The sequence below is a fragment of the Dactylosporangium sp. NPDC049140 genome (assembly GCF_040648435.1).
Genome location: NZ_JBEZDS010000066.1, coordinates 1 through 23,205, shown reverse-complemented (window position 1 = coordinate 23,205; position 23,205 = coordinate 1). Strand labels below are relative to the sequence as shown.

Sequence of the window (23,205 nt, the reverse complement as noted above, 5' to 3'; positions counted from 1 at the left end):
CGGCCGGCGCGCAGGTCAGGCCTCCGGCTGTCGCCCAGGCCGGCCCGGCCGGGTCGAGGCCGGTCGGCGGCTGGGTGGGCGCCGCACGCGGCGCTGGAACTCGGCCATGTCCATCCCTCAAACCTAGGTAGGGGCGAACTGGACGCGTAGTGACCAAAGTCCCGAGCAGAACGGTTCCGGCGCTGGCGTGATGCCGCTCGCGGCCATTTCCGCGGCCGAGCCGCGCGCGTCGGGCGCCCGAACCAGATCTTCGGCCCGCCCCGCGCGCGGCGTGTCGCTAACGCCGACGCCCAGCCCGGGCGTTTCGTTGCCGACCTCGAACAGCACCATGCCCATCGCGTCGAACCGCTTGGCCACAGGCAGGCCCACGACGTCGTGGTAGAACGCGACCGCACGGGTCAGGTCGTCGAGCGGATCGCCTGCTCTTCGACGTCGAGTCGCAGCGCCGGTTCGGCAGCGTCCGCGTCGACTGGTGACGGACGCCGGGCCACCAACATCAGAATTTCATCGATCGACGCCGCCGCGAACCCGACGGCGACCCCGGCGACGAACCACAACAGCTGCTTGGATCTTGACCCCATGGCCAGGCTCCCTTCTGTCCACGGCGGCAGCGTGAGTCTGCCGCCAGTTCAATCCTGCGCCTCGCGCGCCCGGTGCGGCTGAGGCGGAAGTCCCGAGCCGGCCGGGCAGTGAGGGTGAGCATGCAGCTGGCGGTCACCGTGGCCGCTGCCCTGTCCAGCGTTGGCGCACTGCGTCGGCGGCTTTGAACTCGTCCATCTGCACCGAGCCACTGTCCTTCTCCAGCTTTCGATCCAGTGGCGTTCCAAGGCCCGCACGCGTTGGCGGGTGACGGTCAGCTCGGCCTCGACTGTCTCGACGGCCGACGCCTGCGGCGGCGTGCCGGACAGCGGCCAGGCCCGCCTCGCGGTATGCCGCGAGGCCTGCGCGAGTGCGGCGCCGCCGGCGGACTTCGGCGTCACCGGTGCCGTAGGCGAGCGACCGGATGTCGAGCCCGTACAGTGCCGGCAGGCTGTTGCCGCGCGGACGTGTCATGACACCGCGGGAGCGAACGGCGTTTCTACTATTGGACCGGCCGTCTGTAGTGCGGTGGCGATCTGGTGTGCCCAGCCGCGTACCTCGCCCTGGTCGGGCTGCAACGCTTGCGGGGGCCAGCCCACGGTAGGTGCGGCGGGCAGGAACGGGCGGTGGTCCAGCGGGGTGAGTGCGTCCTCGACAGGCGTGATGTCGATCCGTTGCTCGGGTGCGAATGCGTCACCGGCTGGGCTGTTGGAGTACAGCCAGACCGGCACGCGGCGCAGGGCGTGCCGTTGCGTGAGAGCGAATCGTATGGCGCGGCGTGGCCAGTGGCCAGCGCGGGCCGTGCTGCCGAGGATCACCGCGTCGAAATCCCCAAGGGTTGCGGTCTCCACGGGGCGCACGACGCTTTCGATTCCGTCGCACACCAGTGCGTCACCGATCAGGCGAGCCGTATCCTCGGAGGCGCCGTCATCGTCGGCATAGGTCACCAGAACGCGCATCTCTGTCCTTCCCGAGCCGACGCTAGCCACGAGCGAGCGCAGACAGGAGGGTCCTTCGGCCCGTGGCTCCGGGTCGAAGGGCAGGCTGGCGCGCACCTCGAAGCAAGCGTCCAGACCGGCACCTGATGCAGGTATCAACCGGCCGAACCCACAAGCTGGCACGTTTGACCACGTCCGGGAACATCGGTGGAGTTCAGGATGAGCCCGGACCGCTCGGGCCAAGGCGTCGCTCGCGTCGGCCGGGAGCGTACCGCCCAGATAGGTGAGCTCCACGAGCGTCCGGTAAGGCGGCCACGTGCCATCATGTGGTTGTATGCTGCTGGCGCGTTGGGACGGGCAGGATCGCGCATTCCTTGGTGTGCGCCAGGTGCCGTAGTCCGAACCGGAACAGACGCGGGATGTCGCGGGTGCCCTGCTCGACCGGTACGACATACGGGGCGCCGAGGGTGAGGTGCTCTTTGCCCGGGCGCATCCGGCAGGTGCCGGCGTATGTGATGTTCTTGTACCAGTCCGATCGAGGCCCGAACTTGAGCCCGACGATCACCGTGTCGCCGACCCGGAAGGCCCGCACCGGCGTGTGGCGCACGGTGCCGGAGCGGCGACCCACCGGCTCCAGATCGGCGAATGCGGCATGACCGGCGGAGCGCAACATGATCCGGTTCACCCGACCGCGCGTGACATTGGTCAGCACCCGTGAAAACGGCATCGGCCACCCGCCTTCTTCGTGCGGGCGCTGATCGGCATCGAAGCTAGTGAATCAAGCGTGCCGCACCGGCAGCTTCTGGACCAGGGCCGGTGGGTCGTTGTTGCCCCGGCCCGTGGACCTGCCGGGCGTTCCGGCGTGCTCCGTGGCGGTGGTCGGGCCTGGGGCGGGCGATTGGTCCGGGGTCAGGCCGTGGCTGGCGGGGCGTGGACGCGGTTGAACAGGGTCTGCCAGGGCCAGTGGGGGCTCGACTCCTGATCTTGGAACGCGTGGTTATGCGGCTGGGGCCAGCGCAGTCGGTGTTGCTCGGGCGGTGTTCTCGTAGGCGATCGGGGCGCGGTGGCCGAGTCGTTCAACGCCAGCCTGAAACTGAAACGCGAGACCCTGCAAGGCGGCCGAGCGTTTACCGACGAACGCGAAGCCCGACTCACCGTGTTCCGGTGGCTGCACCGCTACAACACCATCCGCCGCCCACTCCCGCCTCGGCCACCAAGACCACGAGCTCGGCCGCCTGCTCGGCGGCGGCCAGGTCGAGCGCGGCCCGCACGAGGCGCGCGCCGATCCCGCGGCGCTGCTCGGACTCGCGTACCGCCAGACTCGTGAGCTCCAGCTGACCGCTCGTGGCGGTCTCGACCAGCTGGCAGTAACCGACGATCTCGTTGCTGTGGACCGCGACCAGGACGCGGCCGGCGTGCAGGTATGCGTCCAGATGGATGGGTGCGTCCTCGGCCAGCGCGAAGAGGTCGCGCAGCCGGTTCCGGTCACCGGTGTACGCCTCGATGCGGATCGTCTCGTTCAGCACACCATTACAGTCATCGACCGGACGCTGGCGTTACACCGGGGAGACCGTGTAACGCGGAGCGCGGGGGTGCGTGGACTCGCCCGGGCGGCGCTGGACGCCGTCCAGGCGCCCTCCATCCTCAACACCCAGCCGTGGCGCTGGCGCATCACCCACGACACGGCGCTACTGTTCGCCGACCGCCACCGCCGGCTGGCCACTCTGGACCCCACGGGCCGGTTGCTCGTGCTCAGCTGCGGCGCCGCCCTGCATCACGCCTGCGTCACCCTCGCGGCCGACGGAGTGGATTTCACGGTGGAACCGATACCGGACGACAGCGACCCGGACCTGCTCGCCGTCGTCCGATACCGCGGCGTGGCCGAGCCCTCGGCCCAGGCCCAGCGGCTGCGTCGCGTCATCCGGGCCCGCCGGTCGGATCGGCGCCCGTTCGCCGACCGGCCGGTGCCCGACGAGTCGATCGACCGCCTGTGCCGAGCCGCGCGCCGCGCGCACGCGCACCTGCAGATGACCTGGTCACGGGGTCTCGCCGACCTTGCACTGGCCGCCGGGCAGGCATCCGACGCGCTCCTGGCCGATCCCGCGTACCGCGCCGAACTCGCCGCCTGGCTCCGCCGGCCCGGCGAGGGCAAAGACGGTGTCCCGGTCGACACCCTGGCGCCGCTGGGGGGCCCGTCCCGTCCCGATACGCGACTTCGCCGCCATGGGCCTCGGCGCGAGCATCACCAGCCGGGTCGACGTCAACGACCGCTACGCCCGCTACGGCGTGGTGGTCACCGACGGCGACGACCGGCACGACTGGCCCGCCGGCGGCGTCACCCTCTCCGCGGTCCTGCTCACGGCGACCGCCGAGCGTCTGGCCACCTCGGCCATGAGCGACCTGGTCGAGAACGAGGTCGCCCGCCGGACGCTGCGGCGGATGCTCGGCGGCGTCGGCTGCCCCGCGATCGGCATACGGATCGGGGTGCCGACCCCCGGCGCGCCACCGCCGCGGGCGCCGCGCCGGCCACCCGCGGACGTCATTGAGGTGGTGGCCGACGAGATCGACGACCCCGGCGAGCCGGAACCGCCCGCCGGGCGTCGGTGACCGCTCACCACGGCACGTTCCATCGCCGATGGTCGCTAGTCGCCGCCCGGCGGGCCGGGTATCGGGGAGTATCGATGGCGCGCCCGGTGGCGACCGGCACCGCAGCAGAGCCTTGTGTCCTACCACTTGGGCCTGCTGCGCAAGGCGGACCTGGTCCGGACTCGCCGCAGCTCCGCCGACGGCCGCGACATCTACTACCGTTTCTACCGCTACTACCGCCTCGACCTTGTTCGCTGCGGGCAGCTGCTCACCGCGGCCGGCGGGGCGTTGCACCCGGGTCTGCGTCTCCGCTCCCGATCGCAGATGGCCGAAGCCTTGCTGTGTCATAGATCGGGCGGCGCCGTGGCAGCGTTCAGCGCGGGCAGTCGGCCCAAACCGATCCATCCGGACGCGGTGGCCGCCCCGCTGGCCCGCACTCTCACCCAGCCCTGGTAGTACTGCATCCTCGCAGGCTCTGCCGTCCTCATGCTGGCAATGCGCCGCGGCCCGGTGCTGACCCTGCTCAGCACGGCCGCCGCCAGCACCCTCATCGTCCTCGCCGGTGGCACCCTTCCCGTTGAGCCCACGCCACGCCGCACCACCTGGTCACGTTGTGCCGGGAACGGGAGGCACTCGGTGCCGCTACACCTCGGCGGCCCTGCTCACCCGTGCAGGATGAGGACCAATCACCCGGGTGAGCGGGCCGGATGGCCTTACTACCGGGGCGACGCCGGACGAGGCTTGAGGCATGAGTCGTCGCGGCGGCCGGATCGGCTGCGGCGCGAGGTGCTGAGAGTATGAACGCGATCGAGGCGCGGGTGGCGCGCCGCATCGAGGTCCACGGGACGGTACAGGGCGTCGGCTTCCGTCCGTTCGTCTACCGTCTCGGCTGCAGCCTGGGCGTCGATGGGTGGGTCCGCAACGACGACGGTCTCGTGGTGGTCGAGGCGGCCGGGACGCCCGAGGCGATCGCCGCGCTCGCCGCCGGGCTGCGCGCCGAGGCGCCGGCCCGGGCTCGGGTGTCCGACGTGCGGATCAGGGAGTTGGACGGTCGTGCGCCGCCCCGCGGTGCCGGGTTCAGGGTCGAGCCGTCGGTTGGGCGGCGCCCGGCAGGGAACGGACCGGAGCTCCGCCGGATACCGCCGGACCTCGCCACGTGCGACGCGTGTCTGGCCGAACTGTTCAACCCGGGCGACCGCCGGTACCGTTACGCGTTCGTCAACTGCACCGACTGCGGCCCGCGGGCGACCATCATCGATGCGCTGCCGTACGACCGGGTCCGCACGACGATGCGTGCGTTCGCCATGTGCGCCGAGTGTGCGGGGGAGTACGCCGACCCGGGCAACCGCCGCTTCCACGCCGAGCCGATCGCGTGCCCGGCCTGCGGCCCGCGGCTGGCGTGGCATGCCCCGGGCGAGGAAGCCGTCTACGGCGAGGACGCACTGCGCGCCGCCGAGGCGTTCATCCGCGACGGGGCCACCGTCGCACTCAAGGGACTCGGTGGCTACCAGCTCGTCTGCGACGCGACCGACGGGGTCGCCGTGGCCCGGTTGCGTGCGCGCAAGCACCGCCCGGCGAAGCCGCTGGCCGTCATGGCGGACAGCCTGGTCGCGGCACGCCGGCTGGCGCGCATCGATGACGCCGAGGCGGCGCTGCTGACCTCGGTCGCCCGGCCGGTGGTCCTCGTCGAGGCGCGAGCCGTCCATTGCCTGGCGCCGGCGGTGGCGCCGGGCGCCCCGCGGCTCGGGCTGTTCCTGCCCTACACGCCGCTGCACCACCTGCTGCTCGCGGACCTCGACCGCCTACTGGTGGTCACCAGCGGCAACCTCTCGGAGGAGCCGATCGCGATCGACGACGCCGACGCCCGGCGGCGCCTCGCCGCGTTGGCCGACGGGTTCCTCACGCACGACCGGGCGATCCGGTCGCGGTACGACGACTCGGTCACCCGCGTGGTCGCCGGGCGCGCGTCGATCGTGCGGCGTGCCCGTGGTTGTTCTCCGGAGCCCATCGATCTTCCGGTGCCCGCGCCGGAACCGTTGCTGGCCGTGGGTGGTCAGCTCAAGCACACGTTCACGTTGGCCCGCGGCGGTACCGCGATCGTGGGCCCACACACTGGCGACCTGGAGCAGCAGCCCACGATGGAAGCGTTCACGGCGAACCTGGCGCACCTGTGCCGGGTCGTGGGCGTCGAGCCCCACGTCGTCGCCCACGATCTGCACCCCGGCTACCTGTCCACGCAGTACGCCGCCACGCTGCCGATGAGCCGCCGGGTCGGCGTGCAGCACCACCACGCGCACGTGGCGTCGTGCGCCGCCGAGCACGGGGTGACCGGTCCGTACATCGGGGTGGCGTACGACGGGCTGGGTCTGGGCGACGACGGCACGCTGTGGGGCGGCGAGGTGCTTGTCGCCGACCTCGTGTCGTCCCGCCGGGTGGCGCGGTTCGGCCGGGCTCCGCTGCCCGGCGGTGCCGCCGCGGTACGCCGACCGGCCCGCATGGCCCTGGGCTACCTGTTCGGCGGCGAGCCGCCGGACGAGCGCTCCCGCGCGGATGCATTGCGCCTGGCCCAATCGTTCCTGCGGCGATTGCCGCAACGCGAGGTGTCCACCGTGCGGCGGATGGTCGCGCGCGGCGTCAACTGTCCCGTCGCGTCGAGCGCGGGCCGTTTGTTCGACGCCGTCGCCGCGCTGCTCGACCTGCGCGACGACGCGACCTACGAGGGCGAGGCGGCGGTCGCGCTGGAGGCCGCCGCCGGCCCGTGCCGGGGGGCACCGGCACTGCCGTGGCGCCTCGTCACCCGCGACGGCGTGCTCGTGTACGACGTCGCGCCCACCTTGCTGGCCCTGCTCGAGGCGCGGCGCGACGGCGTCGACGCCGGGATCCTCGCCGCACGCTTCCACGCGACGATCACCGCGGTGACCATCACCCTCTGCGCAGACATCGCCGCGCGGTACGGCCTGCGTACCGTCTGCCTGTCCGGCGGCGTTATGCAGAACCAGCTGCTGGCCGACGCGCTGCTCGGTGGCCTGTCCGACGCCGGGCTGGAGCCGTTGATCAACGAGCGGGTTCCGGTCAACGACGGGGGCATCAGCTACGGCCAGGCGGCGGTCGCCGCCGCGCGGCTGCGGAAGGAGTGAGCGGCATGTGCCTCGGTGTGCCGGGCCGGATTCTGCAGACGACCGATGCCGGCGGCATCACGATGGGTACGGTCGACTTCGGCGGCGTGGTACGCGAGGTCTGCCTCGCCTACGCACCCGAGGCCCGCGCGGGGGACTACGTGATCGTCCACGTCGGTTTCGCGATCAGCCTCGTCGACGAGGCGGAGGCGCAGCGCACGCTGGAGATCCTCCGGGCCATGGGCGACGCCTTGGAGCAGGAGCTGTCCCCCGAGAGCACGCTCGGGTCGGTGCCTGCGGAGAGGACGGCACCATGAGGTACGTCGACGAGTACCGCGACCCGGCCCTCGCGCGCCGCCTGTTCGCCGAGATCGAGGCGGTGACGACGCGGCCCTGGACGCTGATGGAGGTGTGCGGCGGCCAGACCCACACCATCGTGCGGCAGGGCATCGACGAGCTGCTGCCCGACGGCCTCCGGATGATCCACGGCCCGGGCTGCCCGGTCTGCGTGACGCCGCTGGAGCTGATCGACAAGGCGCTCGCCATCGCCCGGCGCGACGAGGTCATCTTCACGTCTTACGGCGACATGCTCCGCGTGCCGGGCACCGCGACCGACCTGCTGGCGCTGCGCGCCAGGGGCGCGGACGTCCGAGTGGTCTATTCTCCGCTCGACGCGGTCCGGATCGCCGCCGAGCGACCCGATCGCGAGGTAGTGTTCTTCGCGGTGGGCTTCGAGACCACCGCGCCGGCCAACGCTATGGCGGTGCTGCACGCCCACCGGCTCGGCCTGGCCAACTTCAGCATGCTGGTCAGCCACGTGCTGGTGCCGCCGGCGATGACGGCGATCCTCGACGCGCCGGACTGCCAGGTCCAGGGATTCCTCGCCGCCGGGCACGTCTGCGCGGTCATGGGCTGGACCCAGTATGAGCCCATCAGCGACCGCTACCACGTCCCGATCGTCGTGACGGGGTTCGAGCCGCTGGACCTCCTCGAGGGCATCCTGATGGCCGTCCGGCAGCTCGAGGAAGGCCGCGCGGAGGTGGAGAACCAGTACGTCCGTGCGGTACGGCGATCCGGGAACACCGAGGCGCAGGAAGCGATCCGGCGGGTGTTCCGCATCGGTGACCGCGCCTGGCGCGGCATCGGCACCATCCCACAGAGCGGGCTGATGCTCACCGAGGTATTCGCCCGCTACGACGCCGAGTTGCGCTTCGCGGTGGCGGACCTGACCGCGAAGGAACATCCGGCCTGCATCGCCGGTGACATCCTGCGGGGGACGCGGGTGCCGACGGACTGCACGGCGTACGGGACGCTGTGCACCCCCCGCACCCCGCTCGGCGCGCCCATGGTCTCCACCGAGGGCACCTGCGCCGCCTTCTACAACGCGGGACGACGCCGGACGCCGTCGATCCTGGCGAGGCCAAGATGACCGCCGTCGATCCCGCCCTCGCCGGCTGCCCGGTGCCCGTCACGGAGAGCGAGAAGATCCTGCTCGGGCACGGCAGCGGGGGGCAGCTCTCCGCGGAGCTGCTGCGCGACGTCGTGCTGCCCGGCCTGGGCGGCGCCGCCGGCGAGGGGGTGCCGGAGGACGGGGCCGTCGTCCCGGTCGGCGGAATCGACCTGGTGATCAGCACCGACTCGTTCGTGGTCAGCCCGCTGTTCTTCCCGGGCGGCGACATCGGGTCGCTCGCAGTCCACGGCACCGTCAACGACCTCGCCATGATGGGCGCCGACCCGGTGGCGCTGGCCGTGGCGTACATCATCGAGGAGGGCTTCCCGATCACGGACCTGCGGCGGGTCACCACCTCGGTCGGCGCCGCGGCGGCCGCCGCCGGGGTGCCGGTCGTCACGGGCGACACGAAGGTGGTGGGGCGGGGCGCGGCGGACGGCCTGTTCGTGACCACGACCGGCGTGGGCCGCCGGCTGCCGGGCGCCAGGGTCTCGGCCGCGTTCGCGCGCCCCGGCGACGTCGTGCTGCTGTCCGGCCCGATCGGCGCGCACGGGACGACCATCCTCAGCGCGCGCGAGGCCCTGGGCTTCGAGGCCGAGATCGTCTCCGACACCTGCCCGCTGCACCGGCTCGTCGCCACGATGGTGGCCGAGGCCGGGCCGGCGATCCACGTGATGCGCGACCCGACCCGCGGCGGGGTGGCATCGGCGCTGAACGAGCTCGCCGCCGCCTCGCGGGTCGGGATCGAGATCGACGAGGCCGCCGTGCCCGTGCCGGCACCCGTCGCCGCCGCCTGCGAGCTGCTGGGCCTGGACCCGCTGCACGTGGCCAACGAAGGCTGCCTGGTGGCCGTGGTCGCACCCGGGTCCGCCGAGGCGTTACTGGCCGCGATGCGATCGGCGCCCGACGGGCGATGCGCGGTCCGACTGGGTGAGGTGGTGGGCGAACATCCCGGGCGGGTGGTCATGAACACGCTGATGGGCGGCCGGCGGGTCGTCGACATGCTGGTCGGCGAGCAGCTGCCGCGGATCTGCTGATGCGGGTCGAACGGCCCTACGCGGGCCAGCGGTACCGCGCTGTGATGGGAAGGGATACCCGGCGCGGGGAGAAGCGCAGGAGAAGCACGATGACCACAGAACACTCGTCGCCGACGAACGGACCGGTCCTGCTGTCCGGACTCGACGACCTCTTCACCGCACTGCAGTCGGACGGTCGGACCGTCGTCGGCCCGACCGTCCGTGGACACGCGATCGTGATGGTCGAACTCGGCAACGCCTCGGAGTTGCCGTACGGCTGGCGGACCGAGGTCGAAGCGGGAACCTACCGGCTCCAGCGCGGCGACGACCGGCTCGCGTTCACCCACACGTCCGGGCCGCAGTCGTGGAAGCAGGTGCTGCATCCGTCCCGCCAGCGGCTGTGGTCGGCCGACAAGGCCCAGGACGGCTTCCAGGTGACCGACGACGCGCCGGCGCCGCGCCGGCTGGCGCTGTTCGGCGTGCGTTCGTGTGATCTCCGCGCGATCGGCGTCCTCGACCATGTGCTGGGCGACGGCGGTCGCTATGCCGCACGGCGGGCCGAGATCCTGATCGTGGCGGTCAACTGCACGGAACCGGGCGGCGCCTGCTTCTGCGTGTCGGCCGGTGGCGGTCCCCGGGCCGAGGCCGGCTACGACATCGTGCTGACCGAACGCCCCGACGGCACGTATCTGGCCGACAGCGCAACGGCCGAAGGCGAGGCCGTGCTCGCGCGGGTACGCGCGACGCCGGCATCCGCTGCGGACGTGCAGTCCGCAGCGGATGCGGTCGCGTCGGCCGCGGCGCGGATGGGCCGGACGCTGCCGGAGGTGGATCTGCGCACGCTGCTGGCCGGCCATCGCGAGGACCGGCAGTGGGACGACGTGGCGCAGCGCTGCCTGGCCTGCGGCAACTGCACGATGGTGTGCCCGACGTGCTTCTGCACCTCCGTCACCGACACCACGGACCTGACCGGCGACCACGCCGAACGCTGGGAGACCTGGGAGTCCTGTTTCGACCTGGACTTCAGCAATCTGCACGGCGGGCCGGTGCGCGACTCGCGGGCCGGCCGCTACCGGCATTGGCTCACCCACAAGTTCGGCACCTGGCACGACCAGTTCGGCGAGTCCGGATGCGTGGGCTGCGGTCGGTGCATCGCCTGGTGCCCGGTCGGCATCGACGTCACCGCCGAGCTGCACGCCCTCAACACCCACCCGCCCACGACGACCGGGGACTCGCCATGATCACAACGTACGACCTCCTCGCCGCGCATCCCTTCCTGGCTGGCCTGCGGCCGCCCCACCTTGAGCGCCTGTCGCGCTGGGCGTGTCGCACACCATTCCGCGCGGGTGTGCGCATCTTCGAGGAGAACGGCCGGGCCGACCGGTTCTGGCTCATCCGTTCCGGCTCCGTCAACCTCGACATCCGGGCGCCCGGGCGCGGCGACCTCATCGTCGAAACAATCGGCCCGGGCACGGTACTTGGCTGGTCCTGGCTCTTCCCGCCGTACCGCTGGCACTTCGGTGCGGCAGCCGTCGATCCGGTGCTCAGCATCGCGATTGATGGCCCCGCCACCCGGGCGTTGTGCGATGCGGAGCCCGAGTTCGGCTACGAGCTGACCAAGCGCCTCATGGCCGTCGTGGTGGACCGTATGCAGGCCACCAGGATGCGCCTGCTCGATCTGTACACGGTGCCGACATGACGACGATGACGCCCGCCCTCTACCGGGTCGTCGATCGGTTGCGGGACACCGACGACACGGTCACCGTCGCCCTGGAGCCGGTCGACGAGCCGTTGCCGGTGTTCCGGCCCGGCCAGTTCGCCATGCTGTACGCGTTCGGGGTCGGGGAGGTGCCGATCTCCGTCTCGGGACGATACGGCGTGGGTGGTCTGCTGCACACGATCCGGGCGGTCGGGGCCACGACCAACGCCCTGTGCCGCCCCGAGCCGGGCCACATGCTCGGGGTCCGCGGACCGTTCGGCAACGGCTGGGACCTGCCGGCGCCCGCCGGCGCCGACCTGGTCATCGTCGCCGGCGGGCTCGGCCTGGCACCGCTACGGCCCGTGGTGCGGCACGCCATCGCCGACCGGGACCGCTACGCCAGCGCGGCGGTGCTGATCGGCGCGCGGACACCGCAGGACCTGCTGTACCCCGACGAGTACGACGCCTGGCGGTCCGCCGGGCTCGAGGTATTCGTCACCGTCGACCGTGCCGCCGCCGGCTGGACCGGTCAGGTGGGCGTGGTGACCGCGTTGTTCGACCGGCTCAACAACCACTCTACCGAGACGACCGCCTACCTGTGCGGGCCCGAGATCATGATGCGGTTCGCCGCGCGCGGCCTCACCGACCGGGGCGTGCCGCCCGACCGCGTGTGGCTGTCCCTGGAGCGCAACATGCACTGCGGCCTGGGCCACTGCGGGCACTGCCAACTCGGCCCGCTGCTGCTGTGCCGGGATGGCCCGGTTGTCGGCTACGACGTCGCCGGGCCGCTGCTGTCGACGAAGGAGCTGTGATGACGAAGCCGAAGCTCGCGGTGTGGAAGTTCGCGTCCTGCGACGGCTGTCAACTCACCCTGCTGGACTGCGAGGACGAGCTGCTGGCGCTCGCCGAGCACGTCGAGATCGCGCATTTCCTGGAGGCCTCCAGCGCGGTCGTGGAGGGCCCCTACGACGTCTCGCTCGTCGAGGGGTCCGTCACCACGGAAGCCGACGTCGAGCGCATCCACCGCATCCGGGAGCAGTCCGGCATGCTAGTGACCATCGGCGCGTGCGCCAACGCCGGAGGCGTCCAGGCACTGCGCAACTTCGCCGACGTCAACGAGTTCCGATCGGTCGTCTACGCGAAGCCGGAGTACGTGGCGACCCTGGAGCACTCGACGCCCATCTCGGCACATGTGCAGGTTGATCTGGAACTGCCCGGTTGCCCGATCGACCGGCGCCAGCTCATCGGAGTCCTGACCGCGGTGCTCGCCGGCCGCCGTCCCGGCCTGCCCATCCACAGCGTCTGCCAGGAATGCAAGCTGCGCGGCACGACCTGCGTGACCGTGGCGCAGGGGATCCCGTGTCTCGGCCCGGTCACTCGCGCCGGCTGCGGTGCGCTCTGCCCCGCATACGGTCGCGGCTGCTACGGCTGCTTCGGTCCGATGGCGCAGCCGAACACCGCCGCGATGGTCGCCTCGCTCCGTCACCTCGGCATGTCGCCGCAGGACGCGGCGCGGGTATTCCGCACCTATCACACCGCCAAGCCGGAGTTCCAGGCCGCCGCCGAGCAGGGGGAGGACCGATGACCCATCGCAACGACCGGTCGTTGCGGGTCGGTGCGCTCGCCCGCGTCGAGGGTGAAGGCGCGATGTACGTCCGCGTCGACGGCACGACGGTGACGGACGTGCGGCTGCAGATCTACGAACCGCCGCGGTTCTTCGAGGCGTTCCTGCGCGGCCGCGGTCACGCGGAGCCGCCCGACATCACCGCCCGCATCTGCGGGATCTGCCCGGTGGCGTACCAGATGAGCGCCTGTCTGGCCATCGAGGACGCCTGCGGCGTGCAGGTCAGTGAACCGATCGCCGAGCTGCGCCGGCTGCTCTACTGCGGGGAGTGGGTCGCCAGCCACGCCCTGCATGTGTATCTGTTGCACGCACCGGACTTTCTCGGCTACCCCAGCGTCGTGGAGATGGCCCGCGACCACCGCGGCGCCGTCGAGCGCGGGCTCGCACTGAAGAAGGCCGGCAACGCCATCCTCGAGCTCGTCGGCGGACGCGCGATCCACCCGATCAACGTGCGCGTAGGCGGCTTCTACCACGCGCCGTCCGCCGACGAGTTGCGCATGCTCGCCCGCGACACGCTGCGGCCCGCGCTCGACCACGCCCTCGCCACCGTCGAGTGGGTCGCCGGCTTCCCGCTCCCGGACTTCACCATCGACCACGAGCTGCTGGCCCTGGCCGACCCGCAGCGATACCCGATCGACCGCGGCGAGCCGCGAACGTCGACCGGGCGGTCGTTCCCGGTACAGGACTTCGAACGGCACGTCGTCGAGACACAGGTACCACACTCGACCGCGATGCACGCCCAACTGGCCAACGCGGGAAGGTATCTCACCGGCCCGCTCGCCCGATACGCGCTCAACCACGCCGCGCTCTCGCCGCTCGCCCGCCACGCAGCCGCCGCCGCGGGCCTCGGGCAACGCTGCGACAACCCGTTCCGCAGCATCGTCGTCCGCGCAGTGGAGATCGTCTACGCCCTCGACGAGGCGTTGCGGCTCATCGAGGCGTACCAGCCGCCGGAACCGTCGTCCGTGGCGGTCCCGGCGCGATCTGCCACCGGATACGGCGCCACCGAGGCGCCCCGGGGTGTGCTGTTCCACCGGTACGAGCTGGACGGCGACGGGACCATCCGCAGCGCCCGGATCGTGCCACCTACCGCACAGAACCAGCCCAGCATCGAGGACGACCTGCGCCGCTTCGTACAGGACCGGTTGGAGCTCGACGACGAACAGCTCACCGCCCAATGCGAGCAGGCCATCCGCAGCTACGACCCGTGCATCTCGTGCGCCACGCATTTCCTCGACCTGACCGTGGAGCGCACATGATCCTGCCGGTTGTGGTGATCGGCGTCGGCAACCCCTACCGGCGTGACGACGGCGTCGGTCCGGCCGTCATCCGGCGGCTGCGGCACGCCGGCATGCAGGGGGCAACCCTGGCCGAGAGCGACGGCGAGGCCTGCGCGCTCATCATGCTGTGGGAACGGCGACGCCTCGCCATCCTCGTCGAGGCCGTGCAGGCGAACCCGGCACATCCGGGCCGGATCCATCGACTGATCGCGCCGCGCCCGTCGCCCGAACGGGCCAGAACCACCAGCTCACACGCCACGGACATGGGCGAGGCGGTGGCGTTGGCCCGCGAGCTCAACCGCCTCCCGGACCGGATGATCGTATTCGGTGTCGAGGCGGCGGATACCGGCTTCGGCACCGGCCTGTCACCGGCTGTGGCGGTGGCCGTCGACCGTGTGGCCGCGGAGCTCGCCGCCGAATTGTGTGCTCGCCTGTCACCGGACCTGCGAGGTGTCCCGGCGGACTCGTGCGGTGGCTAGGGTGACGAGCCCGGGGATCGCGGCCGCTTTCGCGCAGGCGGCGACCTGAGCGGGGGAGAGCATCTCGGTGCCGAGCAGCGACCGCAGTGGGGGCAGCCAGAGCGCGCCCAGTTGCAGCGCCAGGGACAGCGCGACGGCGACGGCCAGGCCCCAGTTGCGGTGTGCGCCGCCGCGGGCCCGCAGGGCGAGTGCCACGCCCAGTTGCGCCATGCCGCGCACGAAGTCCCACATCCGCTCGGCGGCGGTCGCGGCACCGTCCATGGTCCCTATCGTCCCAGCCAGGGCCTCGGCGTGGCGGCGGTATCGCGGGTCGGCTAGGACGGTGCGGACGGCGTGCCGGATGGCCGGAGCCCGCCAGCGCTGCCGTTGGATGCGGATCCCGGCCCCGGCGTCCATCACGTGGTCGAGGTTGATTTGTTGCTCCATCTGCGGCCCGACGCCGACCAGCGGGGCGCCCGCGGCGAGCGCGGTCTGCACCGTGCCCTGGCCGCCGCGGCTGACCACCACGTCCGCGAGGCGGCTCGCCGCCAGCGCGGGAACGAACCGGTCGGTCACCAGAACGCGAGAGCTCCGCGCCGCGGCGGCCCGGGCGTCCTCCAACGAACACACTGCGGGCGGGGCCAGGACCAGCACATTCCACTCGTCGGGAGCAAGGTCACGACCGGGACGGTGCGCGGAGGCGGGACGAGGGCGTGGATCGCCTCGAGGAGGAGCTCCGGGGTGCCGGAACTGCCCATGGTGAGCAGGATCGCGGGCTGACCGTCGCGGCGTAGGGCCGTGCCGACATCCGCGTCCAGTTCGGCGGAGCCGGCATGCGCGCCAGCACCGTCGTCGGCGAACACCGGCCCGGTGATCTCGAAGCCCTCCGGCAGCGGGTAGCCGGTGTGGAACGAGGGCAGGTCGGTGACCACGGTGAAGTCGGCGCGGATCGCCTCGAAGAGGCTCAACGGGCCCTTGCTCGGCCAGCCGCAGGCGGTCGCGGGGGCACCGAGCCGGCGTTGGTGGAAGATCGGTGCCCTCACCATCAGGGGAGCGGCCGCTCGGGCGATCCTGCGCCGCAGCGGGCGTGGCAGGCGGGTCAGCACCGGGACCGGATCCGGCAGGTCGCACAGGATGCCGCCACGCACGGTGGTCTGGTGCAACGGTAGCGGCAGGAAGGCGATGGTCGGCAGGGTCGAGCATGCGGGCCGCCAGGCTGGCGAACGGCCACATGCCGTGCAGCACGACGTGCGGCCGCAAGTCCCGTAGCGCGGCCAGTTGCCCTTCGATGAAGGCACGGGCGATCTCGGCGGACCCGACCAGTTCCGGAAGTTCCCATCGCAGGTCCTCGGCGATGCTGCGGCCTGCGACCCGCGGCTCGCAGGCGACGATCGAGAACCCGGCCGCTTCGATCATGGGCTCGAAGCGGCTGCCTCCCGTGAGGAACGGATCCGTAGTTCATGGCCGGCCGGGCACCGATCACGCAGGGCGCGAGCCAGCGCGAGCGCGCGGGTCGCCTCCCCGGCGTCGGAGAGTGCGACGCTGACCGCGACATGCGTGGTGGTCGACATGCTGCCTCCTCCGCGGCCAGGCTCCGGCGCCGCCGTGCGGCAACGCCGCCCGCGATGCGGCCGCGCATCAGCGTGTCTGTTCCCGCCCGGCCCCGCCGCTGCGGCGGTCATGCCAATCGACCGGGCCCAGGGCCCTGCACCGGCAACTGGTACGTGTGGCCCTCGATGCCCCATTCGCCCATGGGCGGCTGCAGCCCCGCGTCCATGGCGCGGATCACCGGTCGGCCGATGTGTGCGTAGACGAGGCGGCGTACGCCGAGCTGCTCGGCCTGCTCGGCAGTGCTGTGCAGGCTGGCGTGCCCGCCCACCCCGCCGCGGAATCGGATCGGGCGGTCCCAGGCGGCGGCCTCGGCGAACATCAGGTCCGCCCCGGCGGCCCAGGCCGGAAACTGCCAGAACTCCGGCGCCCACACCACCAAGCGGTTCCCGGCGCGGATCGCGTACCCAAAGGTCGGGTGGGAGGTGTGCGTCACCGGTTGGGGCTGCACGCAGAGGGCACCGGCGGTGTGCCCGGCCATCGCCGGTGTGACCTCATGTTCGGCCGCCAGCCGGCGCAGCTTGGCACGCAGCTCGCTGCGCTCATCGGTGACCAGCCAGGCGTCCAACCGCCCAGCCGATTCTGCGTCAGGGCCTCCGTCGAAGGCGATCCGGGTCCCGGCGAACCGCAGCAGCAACCCGGCCGGCGCGAACCGTGGCGAGTTCATCGCCCCCACGCCGAGCAGCGTCAGCCGTAGCAGGCGAACCACACCGCCCCCAACGGGCTCAGGGCTGGTCGCCATCCCACGCCTGATTCGGATCGCCGGTGACTGCGGCACGTCGCGAGACGGGGAAGTCGACGACCTCGCCGGGGCCGAGCATGACCGTCTCGCTGCGGCAGCACAGCCGGATCGGTGGCTGCCGGCCGGCCGCCGCCTCGACTCTGACGGTGTCGCCGGTGATCCGCAGCGTCAGAGGGTGTTCCCGGTAGCGGATGTCGAACTGCAGCGCGCCCAGGTGCCGCGGCCAGTACGGATTGAGCACCAGCGCGTCGTCACGGGTCTCCACGCCGGCGAAGCAGCGTTGCAGCACATCCACCGATCCGGCCATGGCCGCCAGGTGTACGCCTTCGGCAGTGGTGCCGCCCTGGATGTCGGCGACATCACTCTCGAGCGCCTCGACGAAGTAGCGCAGCGCCTGTGCGCGGTGATTCCGGGCGAGCACCCATGCGTGCACGACCGCGCTGAGCGTGGAGCCGTGCGAGGTGCGGGCCAGGTAGTACTCGATGTTCTTCGGGATGGCGTCGCGTGGCAACCGGTAGCCGAGCCGGTCGAACAGCTCCCCGAGCTCGTCGGCGGACAGCAGGTAGAACAACATCAGCACATCAGCTTGCTTGGATGCCTTGTACCGGTTGGGGTTGTCGCCCTCCGACTCCAGGATGCGGTCCAGGCGGCGGATGTCGCCGTATCGGCCACGGTAGGCCGCCCAATCCAGCTCAGCGAGCTCCTCGTACCCGTCGAACTGGTTGACGATCCCGTCGGGCCGGACCGGCACGTACATCCGGCGGGAGACGTCCTCCCAGCGCTGCGGCTCACCGGGATCGATGCCCAGTGTCTCGGTCAGCTCGACACGGCGGTCGTCGCCCAGCACGTCAAGGACATCCAGGGCGCGCAGCATCACCCACGCCGTCAGTACATTGGTGTAGGCGTTGTTGTCGATTCCCACCCGGCCGGTGCCGGGATAGCCGGTGTGGAACTCGTCCGGGCCCATCACCCCACGGATGACGTACCGGTCGCGGCCGTGGTCGTAGTCCGCCAGGCCGGCGAAGAAGCGGGCGATCTCCAGAATCATCTCGGCGCCATAATGGCTGAGGAATTCGCGGTCACCGGTGACCTGGAAGTAGTGCCAGACGTTGTACGCCACGGCCAGCCCGACATGCCGCTGCAGCCTGCTCGCGTCCATGATCCACCGGCCCGAGAGCGGGTTGAGGTGCAGCCGCTGGCTCTCCTCACGCCCGTCGCTGCCGGACTGCCACGGATACATCGCCCCGACGTGGCCCGCGGCGCGAGCGGCCGCCCGGGCCCGCGGCAGCCGCCGGTAGCGGTAGCGCAACAGCGACCGGCTCAACACCGGCAGCCGTAGGTTCAGGATCGGGAAGACGAACAACTCGTCCCACAGGACGTGCCCCCGGTACGCCTCGCCGTGCAACCCTCTGGCCGGTATCCCGACGTCGGCGTCGACGCTGTTCTCCGACACCGTCTGCAACAGGTGGAACAGGTGCAGCCGCACCGTTGGTAGTGCACGGCTCTCCTGCCCCTCCAGCGAGATGCGAAACCGTCGCCACAGGTGCCGCCAGGCCAGTACATGCTCGTCGAGCAGCTCGTCGAACCCAGCCAGCCAGGTCAGCCGCTGCACCGCCGCGCCGGCAGGATCGGAGATCGCCTTGTCTCTCGAGGTGTAGATGGTGACCACCTTCTCGACGGTGATCTGCTGCCCGGCCGAGACATCGATCTTGATCTCGTGCCCGATGCGGCCCTGCTCCTGGTACACCTCCCGTCCGGGGGCGACCGGCTGACCGCTGCTGAGCACCTGGGTACGCGCGGCCTCGGCGACACGGATGTGCGACTGGTTCGTCTCCACCACACACAGCACAGTGTCGGCGCCGGCTGGCTCGGCGCTCTGCAATGTCAGGTGCTGCCCGGACAGACCCCGGTAGCGGGCCACACCCCAGTTGCTGACCGTCGCGTCCAGCCCAGAGCGCACGGTCAACGTCCCCGACCAGTCCTCGGGTGCGAGCGTGATCTGCAGCCCGCACACATGCTCGTGGCGTAGGTGCACGAACCGGCGCTGCGTCACCGCCGTGACCCGGCCAGCGCTGTCACGCACGCGAAGCCGGCGGGTCAGCACCCCGCGCCGCAAGTCAAGCTCGTGCCGCTGATCGAGCAGCTCGACACCGGTCTGACCCAGCCACGGGCCGTCCTGGGCCCGGAACGTCAGCGGCAGCCAGTTCGGCAGGTTCACCAGGCTCTCGTTCTCGACGGTCTCGCCGTCCGCGGTGTCCCGCAGGCGGTTGTAGCAACCGGCCGCGTATGTGCCTGGGTAGTGCACCTCACCGGCATTGTGCTCCGGCAGGGCCCCCCGGCTGGCCAGGTAGCCGTTGCCCAGAGTGCACAACGCTTCGCGCAGCCCCTCCCGAGCCGGGTCGAACTCTTCGAACTGCAGCGTCCACGCACCTACCACGTGCGCACCCTCGTCTTATGAAGCTGCTCGCCCGGCCTGCGCAACGGCGATCGTGCGCCCACGGGCGCTGCGCATCCGCCGGGTCTGCAGGGATCACAGCGGACCGACGTCCCAGACCATAACCCGTCAGCGTGGCGGGTCCGCCCTGAACCGCAACGTGCGCCCCGATCACGTCGGGACCGGGTGGCGGACCTGGGCAGCGTCCGGCTGAAGGTGAGTCCGCCGCCCGGAGTGTCTCGTGGGCTGCGGTCCAGGGCAGGCGAGGCGTTCACAGGTGTGCTCCAACCGTTGTCTTGCGACGCCGGCGTCAGCCAGGCTGTGCGGCGACGTGGATGTTCGTCACCCCTGCGGTGGTGCGCACCAACGCCTCGGCGACCGCGAGCTCGGTGTCGTTGTCGAAGCTGCCGTCGATGGTCGCGGCGGCGTCGTGGACCGTGACCGACCAGCGGCGCCGCCCGCCGGCGTAGTGGTCGAGGCGCTGCTGGGCCTCGTGCTGCGCGGAATCGTCGGTCGGCAGGATGGTCCGCAGCACGTCACACCGGCTGACGATGCCGACCACGTGCTGGTCGACGACGACCGGGACGCTGTGCACACCCTGGTTCACCATGGCCGCCGCGATGTCGGCGACGTCGGCGTTGGGCCAGGCCGCCAACGGAAGACCCGACATCACCTCGGCCACGCGCCGTGCGCTTGGATGGACCCTGGCCGCGTCGCCAGCTCGGGCGGCCATCTCCTGCCGCAGTACGTCCAGTTCGCTGATCAACCCGACAAGTACGTTCCGCTCGTCGACGACTGGTGCCGCGGTGATGGACTTCTGCTCGAGCAGCGCGACCGCGTCGTCCAGCGGCGCGTCGGCGCGGACAGTATGCGCCGGCACCGTCATGATGTCCTTCGCGTGCATCGAGGGCTCCTTCATGTGCGGCCGTCTGTGTGCTCGGCCTTACGGGGCGCCTCCGGAGGATTGGACGAGGATCGACCAGCCGGGCGGCAGTATGACGTTCACCTGGTGGTCTTCGCCCATGGTGATTTCAACCTCGCCGTGGGGCTTCGGGCCATCGTGAGGGACGGGCCGGCCTTGGTCGGCGGCGAATGAGGCGACCCAGGACAGGGCGGAGTTCCAGTTGATCGCGACTTCGTTGGTGGACCAGGACTCGATGTCGTCGAGGTAGCAGAGCTGTGGCTTGGGCCGTTCGGCGAGCGCCGTGCCGAGCAGGACCTTCTTCGCCTTCGGGTCTTCCAGACCGGGATTGGGTCCGCCGGCGATCGATCCGGGTGGCGGCTGGGGGAGGTTTGGGTCGAGTTGGTGGGCGTAGATGCGGCTGTGTTGGTTGTGCGAGAAGCGGGTGCCGTAGCCGGTCACATACGAGTGGTTGAGCGCGTTGCGGCCGAGGAGGTAGTCGAGGCTTTCGAGGACGCCGTCGCGGTACCGCTGCTCGCCGGTGAGGTCGAAGGCGGTGGCGATGACGACGAGTTTGTTGAGGATCACGCTGTTGGATCCCCAGGTGTACTCGTTCTCGGTGAGCGGGACGCCGTAGGCCTGGTCGCGGATGGTCGTCAGGTAGCGATCGGCGGCGGCACGTACCGAGGCCTGGGCCGCCTCGCGGTCGCCTTTCGGCAGCCGGTTGGGCACGGTTGCCAGGTCCAGCCGGCCGAGTGGGGCGACGAACTTCCAGTCGGGGCCGCCGCTGGCGAACGTGTCGCCGGTCCAGTAGGGCGAGGAGCGCAGCGCGTCGAGGTAGGGCTGTTCGCCGGTGGTGATGAACAGTTCGGCGGCGGCCCAGTAGAACTCGTCGCGGACGTCGGTGTCGTCGTAGGGGCCGCCGCCGGTGCTGTCGTCCGATTTGGCGTACATCGCCGGATGGTCCTGCGCGGCCTGCCACGCGGTGCGGGCCGCGGCCAGGCACCGGTCGGCGAAGGCAGCGTCGAAGGGCCGGTACAGCCGGGCGGCCTGGGCCGCCGTTGCCGCCAGGTTGAGGGTCGCCGCGGTGGACGGCGGGTGCAGTTCGCGGGGCTGGGGGTCCTGGTCGGGCAGACACGGCAGGCCGGTCCAGGCCCGGTCGTGGACCTTGTGGTGGGCCATGCCGGCGTTGGGTTTGCCGGCGGGGATTTGCATGCGCAGCAGGAACTCCAGCTCCCAGCGGGCCTCGTCGAGGATGTCCGGGACGCGGTTGCCGCGCTCCGGGATGCTGAGGCTGCCGTCGTCCAGCGCGGCGCTGGTGACCACGGTTGCGGTCTTGGTGCGCTCGTACTGGCTGAGCAGCTGCGCGGTGGCGATGCCGCCGTTGACGACGTACTTGCCGTGGTCGCCGGCGTCGTACCAGCCGCCGTGCACGTCGAGGGTGTAGTCGCCGGCGCCGGGCTGGCAGGGCACGCTGGTGTCGCCCCGGTTGGGCGGCACGCCGAGGTGACCGGCGGGGCGGGCGTATCCGGGCGCTAGGGCGTTGTCGATGGGGATACCGCTGCGCTGCAGGTAGAAGAAGTGCAACGCGTCCCGGCGCAGCGGTTCGTACAGGGAGTCGGCGATGCTGAACGGGTGGCTCTGCGCACCGTCGAACTGCAGGGTGTAGCCGGTGCCCGGCTTGGCCACCGTGCCGAGGTCGATCGTGTGCACCCGCTGCCCAGACGACGCGTCGAGCCCGCGCGGCGTCGAGCGTCCCGACGCGACCATCTCGCCCGAGCTGCTGACGACCTTCCAGGACATGGGCTCGGGCGCATTGGTCACGACCGTGGCGTGTTTCGGTCCGGAGAGCAGGTAGCCGACCTGGTTGACCCGCACCGGGGGGCCGGTGTCCGGCACGTACGCTTCCTGCGGTTCACCGCCGACGAGGGATACATCGTCGAGGGTGAACGTCCACGACGCGTCCGAGCCGCCCAGCTGGAAGGAGACCTGACCCCGGTCGGTGTCGAGGTTCGACGTGAATGAGTACCGGTACTGCTGCCGGCCCGTGTCGAGGCCGACGTCCTGCGACCACGTCGCCGTGTACGGTTCGTCGCTGAGCTGGACCTGGGTCCGGATGGTCACCGGACGGCTGGCCGAAGCGGTGAACGAGATGTTGTACTGCGCGCCACGCTCCAGCGGGATGTCGTTCTGCCCGACGATCACGTCGAACGGCTGGCGGCGGCCAGCCGGCACCTGGACGCGCAACCTCCCGTCGGCCGTGGCCATGTCCGCATCGGCGGCGAACCAGCCGGCGGTGTCATTGCCGTCGAACGTCCCGTTGAAGACCTTCTCACGCGCATCCCTCGCCATACCTCCGACGGTGCCTCGCCCCGCCACCACCCGCCACACCCACACCGGCAGACGTGCGCCGAGCGAACGGAGCCTCCCCCCGCCGCTCACATCTGAGTGAGGCAAGCCGAGCCCGATATCGAACTGGGGCTACGACATCTCGGAGGAGCAGAACCGTCTCGCCCTGCCAGCTCGTCCGTGGGCGCGACGGAAACCACGCGCGGGCGGCCACCTACCGGCGGATACGCCGACGGTACGCAGATTGGCCTGGCGCCCGGGAGGCGATTCCCGCGGCCGCGGATCGGACCGGTGGTGCGGGTGGTGTATCGGGTGATTGGTGCTGACAACGGGTCCGGCAACGGTCGGGCCTTGCCACGATCTCGTCCGTGCGAAGCAAGCAACCGGCCTCGGTCCGGCTGACCCTCGTCGTCGCCGCGTTCGTC

At 71.2% G+C, this 23,205-nt stretch carries 24 protein-coding genes and 1 pseudogene; 13 read left to right on the top strand and 12 right to left on the bottom strand.

Translation table 11 applies throughout. The features are described 5' to 3' along the window. Nucleotides 1-123: 123 nt before the first annotated feature. From AB0B76_RS52720 to AB0B76_RS52705, 4 genes are all read right to left on the bottom strand, one after another. On the bottom strand, nucleotides 124-369 hold the full coding sequence (locus tag AB0B76_RS52720; protein ID WP_360391987.1) for a hypothetical protein: 246 nt from the start codon (nucleotides 367-369) through the stop codon (nucleotides 124-126). 29 nt (nucleotides 370-398) lie between these two features. Beyond that, complete coding sequence (locus AB0B76_RS52715; RefSeq protein WP_360391984.1) at nucleotides 399-557, bottom strand: hypothetical protein; 159 nt, start codon at nucleotides 555-557, stop codon at nucleotides 399-401. A gap of 492 nt (nucleotides 558-1,049) precedes the next feature. Continuing rightward, nucleotides 1,050-1,538, bottom strand: a complete 489-nt coding sequence (locus AB0B76_RS52710; RefSeq protein WP_360391981.1) for a flavodoxin domain-containing protein — start codon at nucleotides 1,536-1,538, stop codon at nucleotides 1,050-1,052. 301 nt (nucleotides 1,539-1,839) lie between these two features. Further along, the gene (locus AB0B76_RS52705) at nucleotides 1,840-2,244 is read right to left on the bottom strand and encodes a nitroreductase family deazaflavin-dependent oxidoreductase (RefSeq protein ID WP_360391979.1); all 405 of its coding nucleotides are present in this window, start codon (nucleotides 2,242-2,244) and stop codon (nucleotides 1,840-1,842) included. A 339-nt stretch (nucleotides 2,245-2,583) separates the two neighbouring features. On the opposite strand from AB0B76_RS52705, the pseudogene AB0B76_RS52700 reads away from it, so the two are divergent. After that, nucleotides 2,584-2,712: pseudogene (locus AB0B76_RS52700) on the top strand (IS3 family transposase); the annotation flags it as partial. Here AB0B76_RS52700 and AB0B76_RS52695 read toward each other — a convergent pair. Both AB0B76_RS52695 and AB0B76_RS52690 read right to left on the bottom strand, forming a co-directional pair. Next, entirely contained in the window at nucleotides 2,669-3,043 is a 375-nt protein-coding gene (locus tag AB0B76_RS52695; protein ID WP_360391976.1) for a GNAT family N-acetyltransferase, read from the bottom strand. The pseudogene AB0B76_RS52700 and the gene AB0B76_RS52695 sit on opposite strands and share 44 nt — an antisense overlap. Nucleotides 3,044-3,205: 162 nt before the next feature. Then, nucleotides 3,206-3,538: a hypothetical protein gene (locus AB0B76_RS52690; RefSeq protein WP_360391974.1), complete on the bottom strand. Its 333-nt coding sequence runs from the start codon at nucleotides 3,536-3,538 to the stop codon at nucleotides 3,206-3,208. Nucleotides 3,539-3,674: 136 nt separating this feature from the next. On the opposite strand from AB0B76_RS52690, the gene AB0B76_RS52685 reads away from it, so the two are divergent. The 12 genes from AB0B76_RS52685 to AB0B76_RS52630 all read left to right on the top strand — a co-directional run bounded on the left by AB0B76_RS52685 (nucleotide 3,675) and on the right by AB0B76_RS52630 (nucleotide 14,767). After that, nucleotides 3,675-4,124 (top strand): hypothetical protein, encoded by a 450-nt coding sequence (locus AB0B76_RS52685; RefSeq protein ID WP_360391972.1) that lies wholly within the window; start codon nucleotides 3,675-3,677, stop codon nucleotides 4,122-4,124. A gap of 114 nt (nucleotides 4,125-4,238) precedes the next feature. After that, nucleotides 4,239-4,559: a hypothetical protein gene (locus AB0B76_RS52680; RefSeq protein WP_360391970.1), complete on the top strand. Its 321-nt coding sequence runs from the start codon at nucleotides 4,239-4,241 to the stop codon at nucleotides 4,557-4,559. Between the two features lie 341 nt (nucleotides 4,560-4,900). Continuing rightward, nucleotides 4,901-7,240: a carbamoyltransferase HypF gene (gene hypF, locus AB0B76_RS52675; RefSeq protein WP_360391968.1), complete on the top strand. Its 2,340-nt coding sequence runs from the start codon at nucleotides 4,901-4,903 to the stop codon at nucleotides 7,238-7,240. A 5-nt stretch (nucleotides 7,241-7,245) separates the two neighbouring features. After that, nucleotides 7,246-7,536, top strand: coding sequence for a HypC/HybG/HupF family hydrogenase formation chaperone (locus AB0B76_RS52670; RefSeq protein WP_360391965.1), 291 nt, complete (start codon nucleotides 7,246-7,248; stop codon nucleotides 7,534-7,536). Next, complete coding sequence (gene hypD / locus AB0B76_RS52665; RefSeq protein ID WP_360391963.1) at nucleotides 7,533-8,648, top strand: hydrogenase formation protein HypD; 1,116 nt, start codon at nucleotides 7,533-7,535, stop codon at nucleotides 8,646-8,648. Before AB0B76_RS52670 ends, hypD begins: the two co-directional genes overlap by 4 nt. Further along, complete coding sequence (gene hypE, locus AB0B76_RS52660) at nucleotides 8,645-9,706, top strand: hydrogenase expression/formation protein HypE (protein ID WP_360391960.1); 1,062 nt, start codon at nucleotides 8,645-8,647, stop codon at nucleotides 9,704-9,706. Before hypD ends, hypE begins: the two co-directional genes overlap by 4 nt. A gap of 89 nt (nucleotides 9,707-9,795) precedes the next feature. Beyond that, the gene (locus AB0B76_RS52655) at nucleotides 9,796-10,926 is read left to right on the top strand and encodes a 4Fe-4S dicluster domain-containing protein (RefSeq protein ID WP_360391957.1); all 1,131 of its coding nucleotides are present in this window, start codon (nucleotides 9,796-9,798) and stop codon (nucleotides 10,924-10,926) included. Beyond that, the gene (locus AB0B76_RS52650; RefSeq protein ID WP_360391954.1) at nucleotides 10,923-11,384 is read left to right on the top strand and encodes a cyclic nucleotide-binding domain-containing protein; all 462 of its coding nucleotides are present in this window, start codon (nucleotides 10,923-10,925) and stop codon (nucleotides 11,382-11,384) included. Before AB0B76_RS52655 ends, AB0B76_RS52650 begins: the two co-directional genes overlap by 4 nt. Continuing rightward, entirely contained in the window at nucleotides 11,381-12,196 is an 816-nt protein-coding gene (locus AB0B76_RS52645; protein ID WP_360391951.1) for an FAD/NAD(P)-binding protein, read from the top strand. The genes AB0B76_RS52650 and AB0B76_RS52645 overlap by 4 nt, the downstream gene beginning before the upstream one ends. Beyond that, nucleotides 12,196-12,969, top strand: coding sequence for an oxidoreductase (locus AB0B76_RS52640; protein WP_360391948.1), 774 nt, complete (start codon nucleotides 12,196-12,198; stop codon nucleotides 12,967-12,969). Before AB0B76_RS52645 ends, AB0B76_RS52640 begins: the two co-directional genes overlap by 1 nt. Next, nucleotides 12,966-14,267, top strand: coding sequence for a Ni/Fe hydrogenase subunit alpha (locus tag AB0B76_RS52635; RefSeq protein ID WP_360391946.1), 1,302 nt, complete (start codon nucleotides 12,966-12,968; stop codon nucleotides 14,265-14,267). Before AB0B76_RS52640 ends, AB0B76_RS52635 begins: the two co-directional genes overlap by 4 nt. An 11-nt stretch (nucleotides 14,268-14,278) precedes the next feature. Continuing rightward, nucleotides 14,279-14,767 (top strand): hydrogenase maturation protease, encoded by a 489-nt coding sequence (locus tag AB0B76_RS52630; RefSeq protein ID WP_360391943.1) that lies wholly within the window; start codon nucleotides 14,279-14,281, stop codon nucleotides 14,765-14,767. Here AB0B76_RS52630 and AB0B76_RS52625 read toward each other — a convergent pair. The 6 genes from AB0B76_RS52625 to AB0B76_RS52600 form a co-directional block, all read right to left on the bottom strand. Further along, nucleotides 14,723-15,322, bottom strand: coding sequence for a nucleotide disphospho-sugar-binding domain-containing protein (locus AB0B76_RS52625; RefSeq protein WP_360391940.1), 600 nt, complete (start codon nucleotides 15,320-15,322; stop codon nucleotides 14,723-14,725). The two genes, AB0B76_RS52630 and AB0B76_RS52625, sit on opposite strands and share 45 nt — an antisense overlap. Further along, nucleotides 15,319-15,894, bottom strand: coding sequence for a hypothetical protein (locus tag AB0B76_RS52620; RefSeq protein ID WP_360391937.1), 576 nt, complete (start codon nucleotides 15,892-15,894; stop codon nucleotides 15,319-15,321). Before AB0B76_RS52620 ends, AB0B76_RS52625 begins: the two co-directional genes overlap by 4 nt. 530 nt (nucleotides 15,895-16,424) lie before the next feature. After that, the gene (locus AB0B76_RS52615) at nucleotides 16,425-16,922 is read right to left on the bottom strand and encodes an MBL fold metallo-hydrolase (protein ID WP_360391934.1); all 498 of its coding nucleotides are present in this window, start codon (nucleotides 16,920-16,922) and stop codon (nucleotides 16,425-16,427) included. A 157-nt stretch (nucleotides 16,923-17,079) separates the two neighbouring features. After that, complete coding sequence (locus AB0B76_RS52610) at nucleotides 17,080-19,533, bottom strand: glycosyl hydrolase family 65 protein (protein ID WP_360391932.1); 2,454 nt, start codon at nucleotides 19,531-19,533, stop codon at nucleotides 17,080-17,082. Between the two features lie 307 nt (nucleotides 19,534-19,840). Then, nucleotides 19,841-20,434, bottom strand: a complete 594-nt coding sequence (locus AB0B76_RS52605) for a CBS domain-containing protein (RefSeq protein WP_360391929.1) — start codon at nucleotides 20,432-20,434, stop codon at nucleotides 19,841-19,843. A gap of 39 nt (nucleotides 20,435-20,473) precedes the next feature. Continuing rightward, nucleotides 20,474-22,783: a glycoside hydrolase family 9 protein gene (locus AB0B76_RS52600; RefSeq protein WP_360391926.1), complete on the bottom strand. Its 2,310-nt coding sequence runs from the start codon at nucleotides 22,781-22,783 to the stop codon at nucleotides 20,474-20,476. Between the last annotated feature and the right edge of the window lie 422 nt (nucleotides 22,784-23,205).

What these genes read in the sequence shown, in the direction of transcription:
- AB0B76_RS52605 (WP_360391929.1), bottom strand. Translation starts at nt 20,434, where the DNA reads ATGCACGCGAAGGACATCATGACGGTGCCGGCGCATACTGTCCGCGCC.
- AB0B76_RS52645 (WP_360391951.1), top strand. Translation starts at nt 11,381, where the DNA reads ATGACGACGATGACGCCCGCCCTCTACCGGGTCGTCGATCGGTTGCGG.
- hypE (WP_360391960.1), top strand. Translation starts at nt 8,645, where the DNA reads ATGACCGCCGTCGATCCCGCCCTCGCCGGCTGCCCGGTGCCCGTCACG.
- AB0B76_RS52600 (WP_360391926.1), bottom strand. Translation starts at nt 22,783, where the DNA reads ATGGCGAGGGATGCGCGTGAGAAGGTCTTCAACGGGACGTTCGACGGC.
- hypF (WP_360391968.1), top strand. Translation starts at nt 4,901, where the DNA reads ATGAACGCGATCGAGGCGCGGGTGGCGCGCCGCATCGAGGTCCACGGG.
- AB0B76_RS52650 (WP_360391954.1), top strand. Translation starts at nt 10,923, where the DNA reads ATGATCACAACGTACGACCTCCTCGCCGCGCATCCCTTCCTGGCTGGC.
- AB0B76_RS52655 (WP_360391957.1), top strand. Translation starts at nt 9,796, where the DNA reads ATGACCACAGAACACTCGTCGCCGACGAACGGACCGGTCCTGCTGTCC.
- AB0B76_RS52670 (WP_360391965.1), top strand. Translation starts at nt 7,246, where the DNA reads ATGTGCCTCGGTGTGCCGGGCCGGATTCTGCAGACGACCGATGCCGGC.
- AB0B76_RS52635 (WP_360391946.1), top strand. Translation starts at nt 12,966, where the DNA reads ATGACCCATCGCAACGACCGGTCGTTGCGGGTCGGTGCGCTCGCCCGC.
- AB0B76_RS52705 (WP_360391979.1), bottom strand. Translation starts at nt 2,244, where the DNA reads ATGCCGTTTTCACGGGTGCTGACCAATGTCACGCGCGGTCGGGTGAAC.
- AB0B76_RS52710 (WP_360391981.1), bottom strand. Translation starts at nt 1,538, where the DNA reads ATGCGCGTTCTGGTGACCTATGCCGACGATGACGGCGCCTCCGAGGAT.
- hypD (WP_360391963.1), top strand. Translation starts at nt 7,533, where the DNA reads ATGAGGTACGTCGACGAGTACCGCGACCCGGCCCTCGCGCGCCGCCTG.
- AB0B76_RS52640 (WP_360391948.1), top strand. Translation starts at nt 12,196, where the DNA reads ATGACGAAGCCGAAGCTCGCGGTGTGGAAGTTCGCGTCCTGCGACGGC.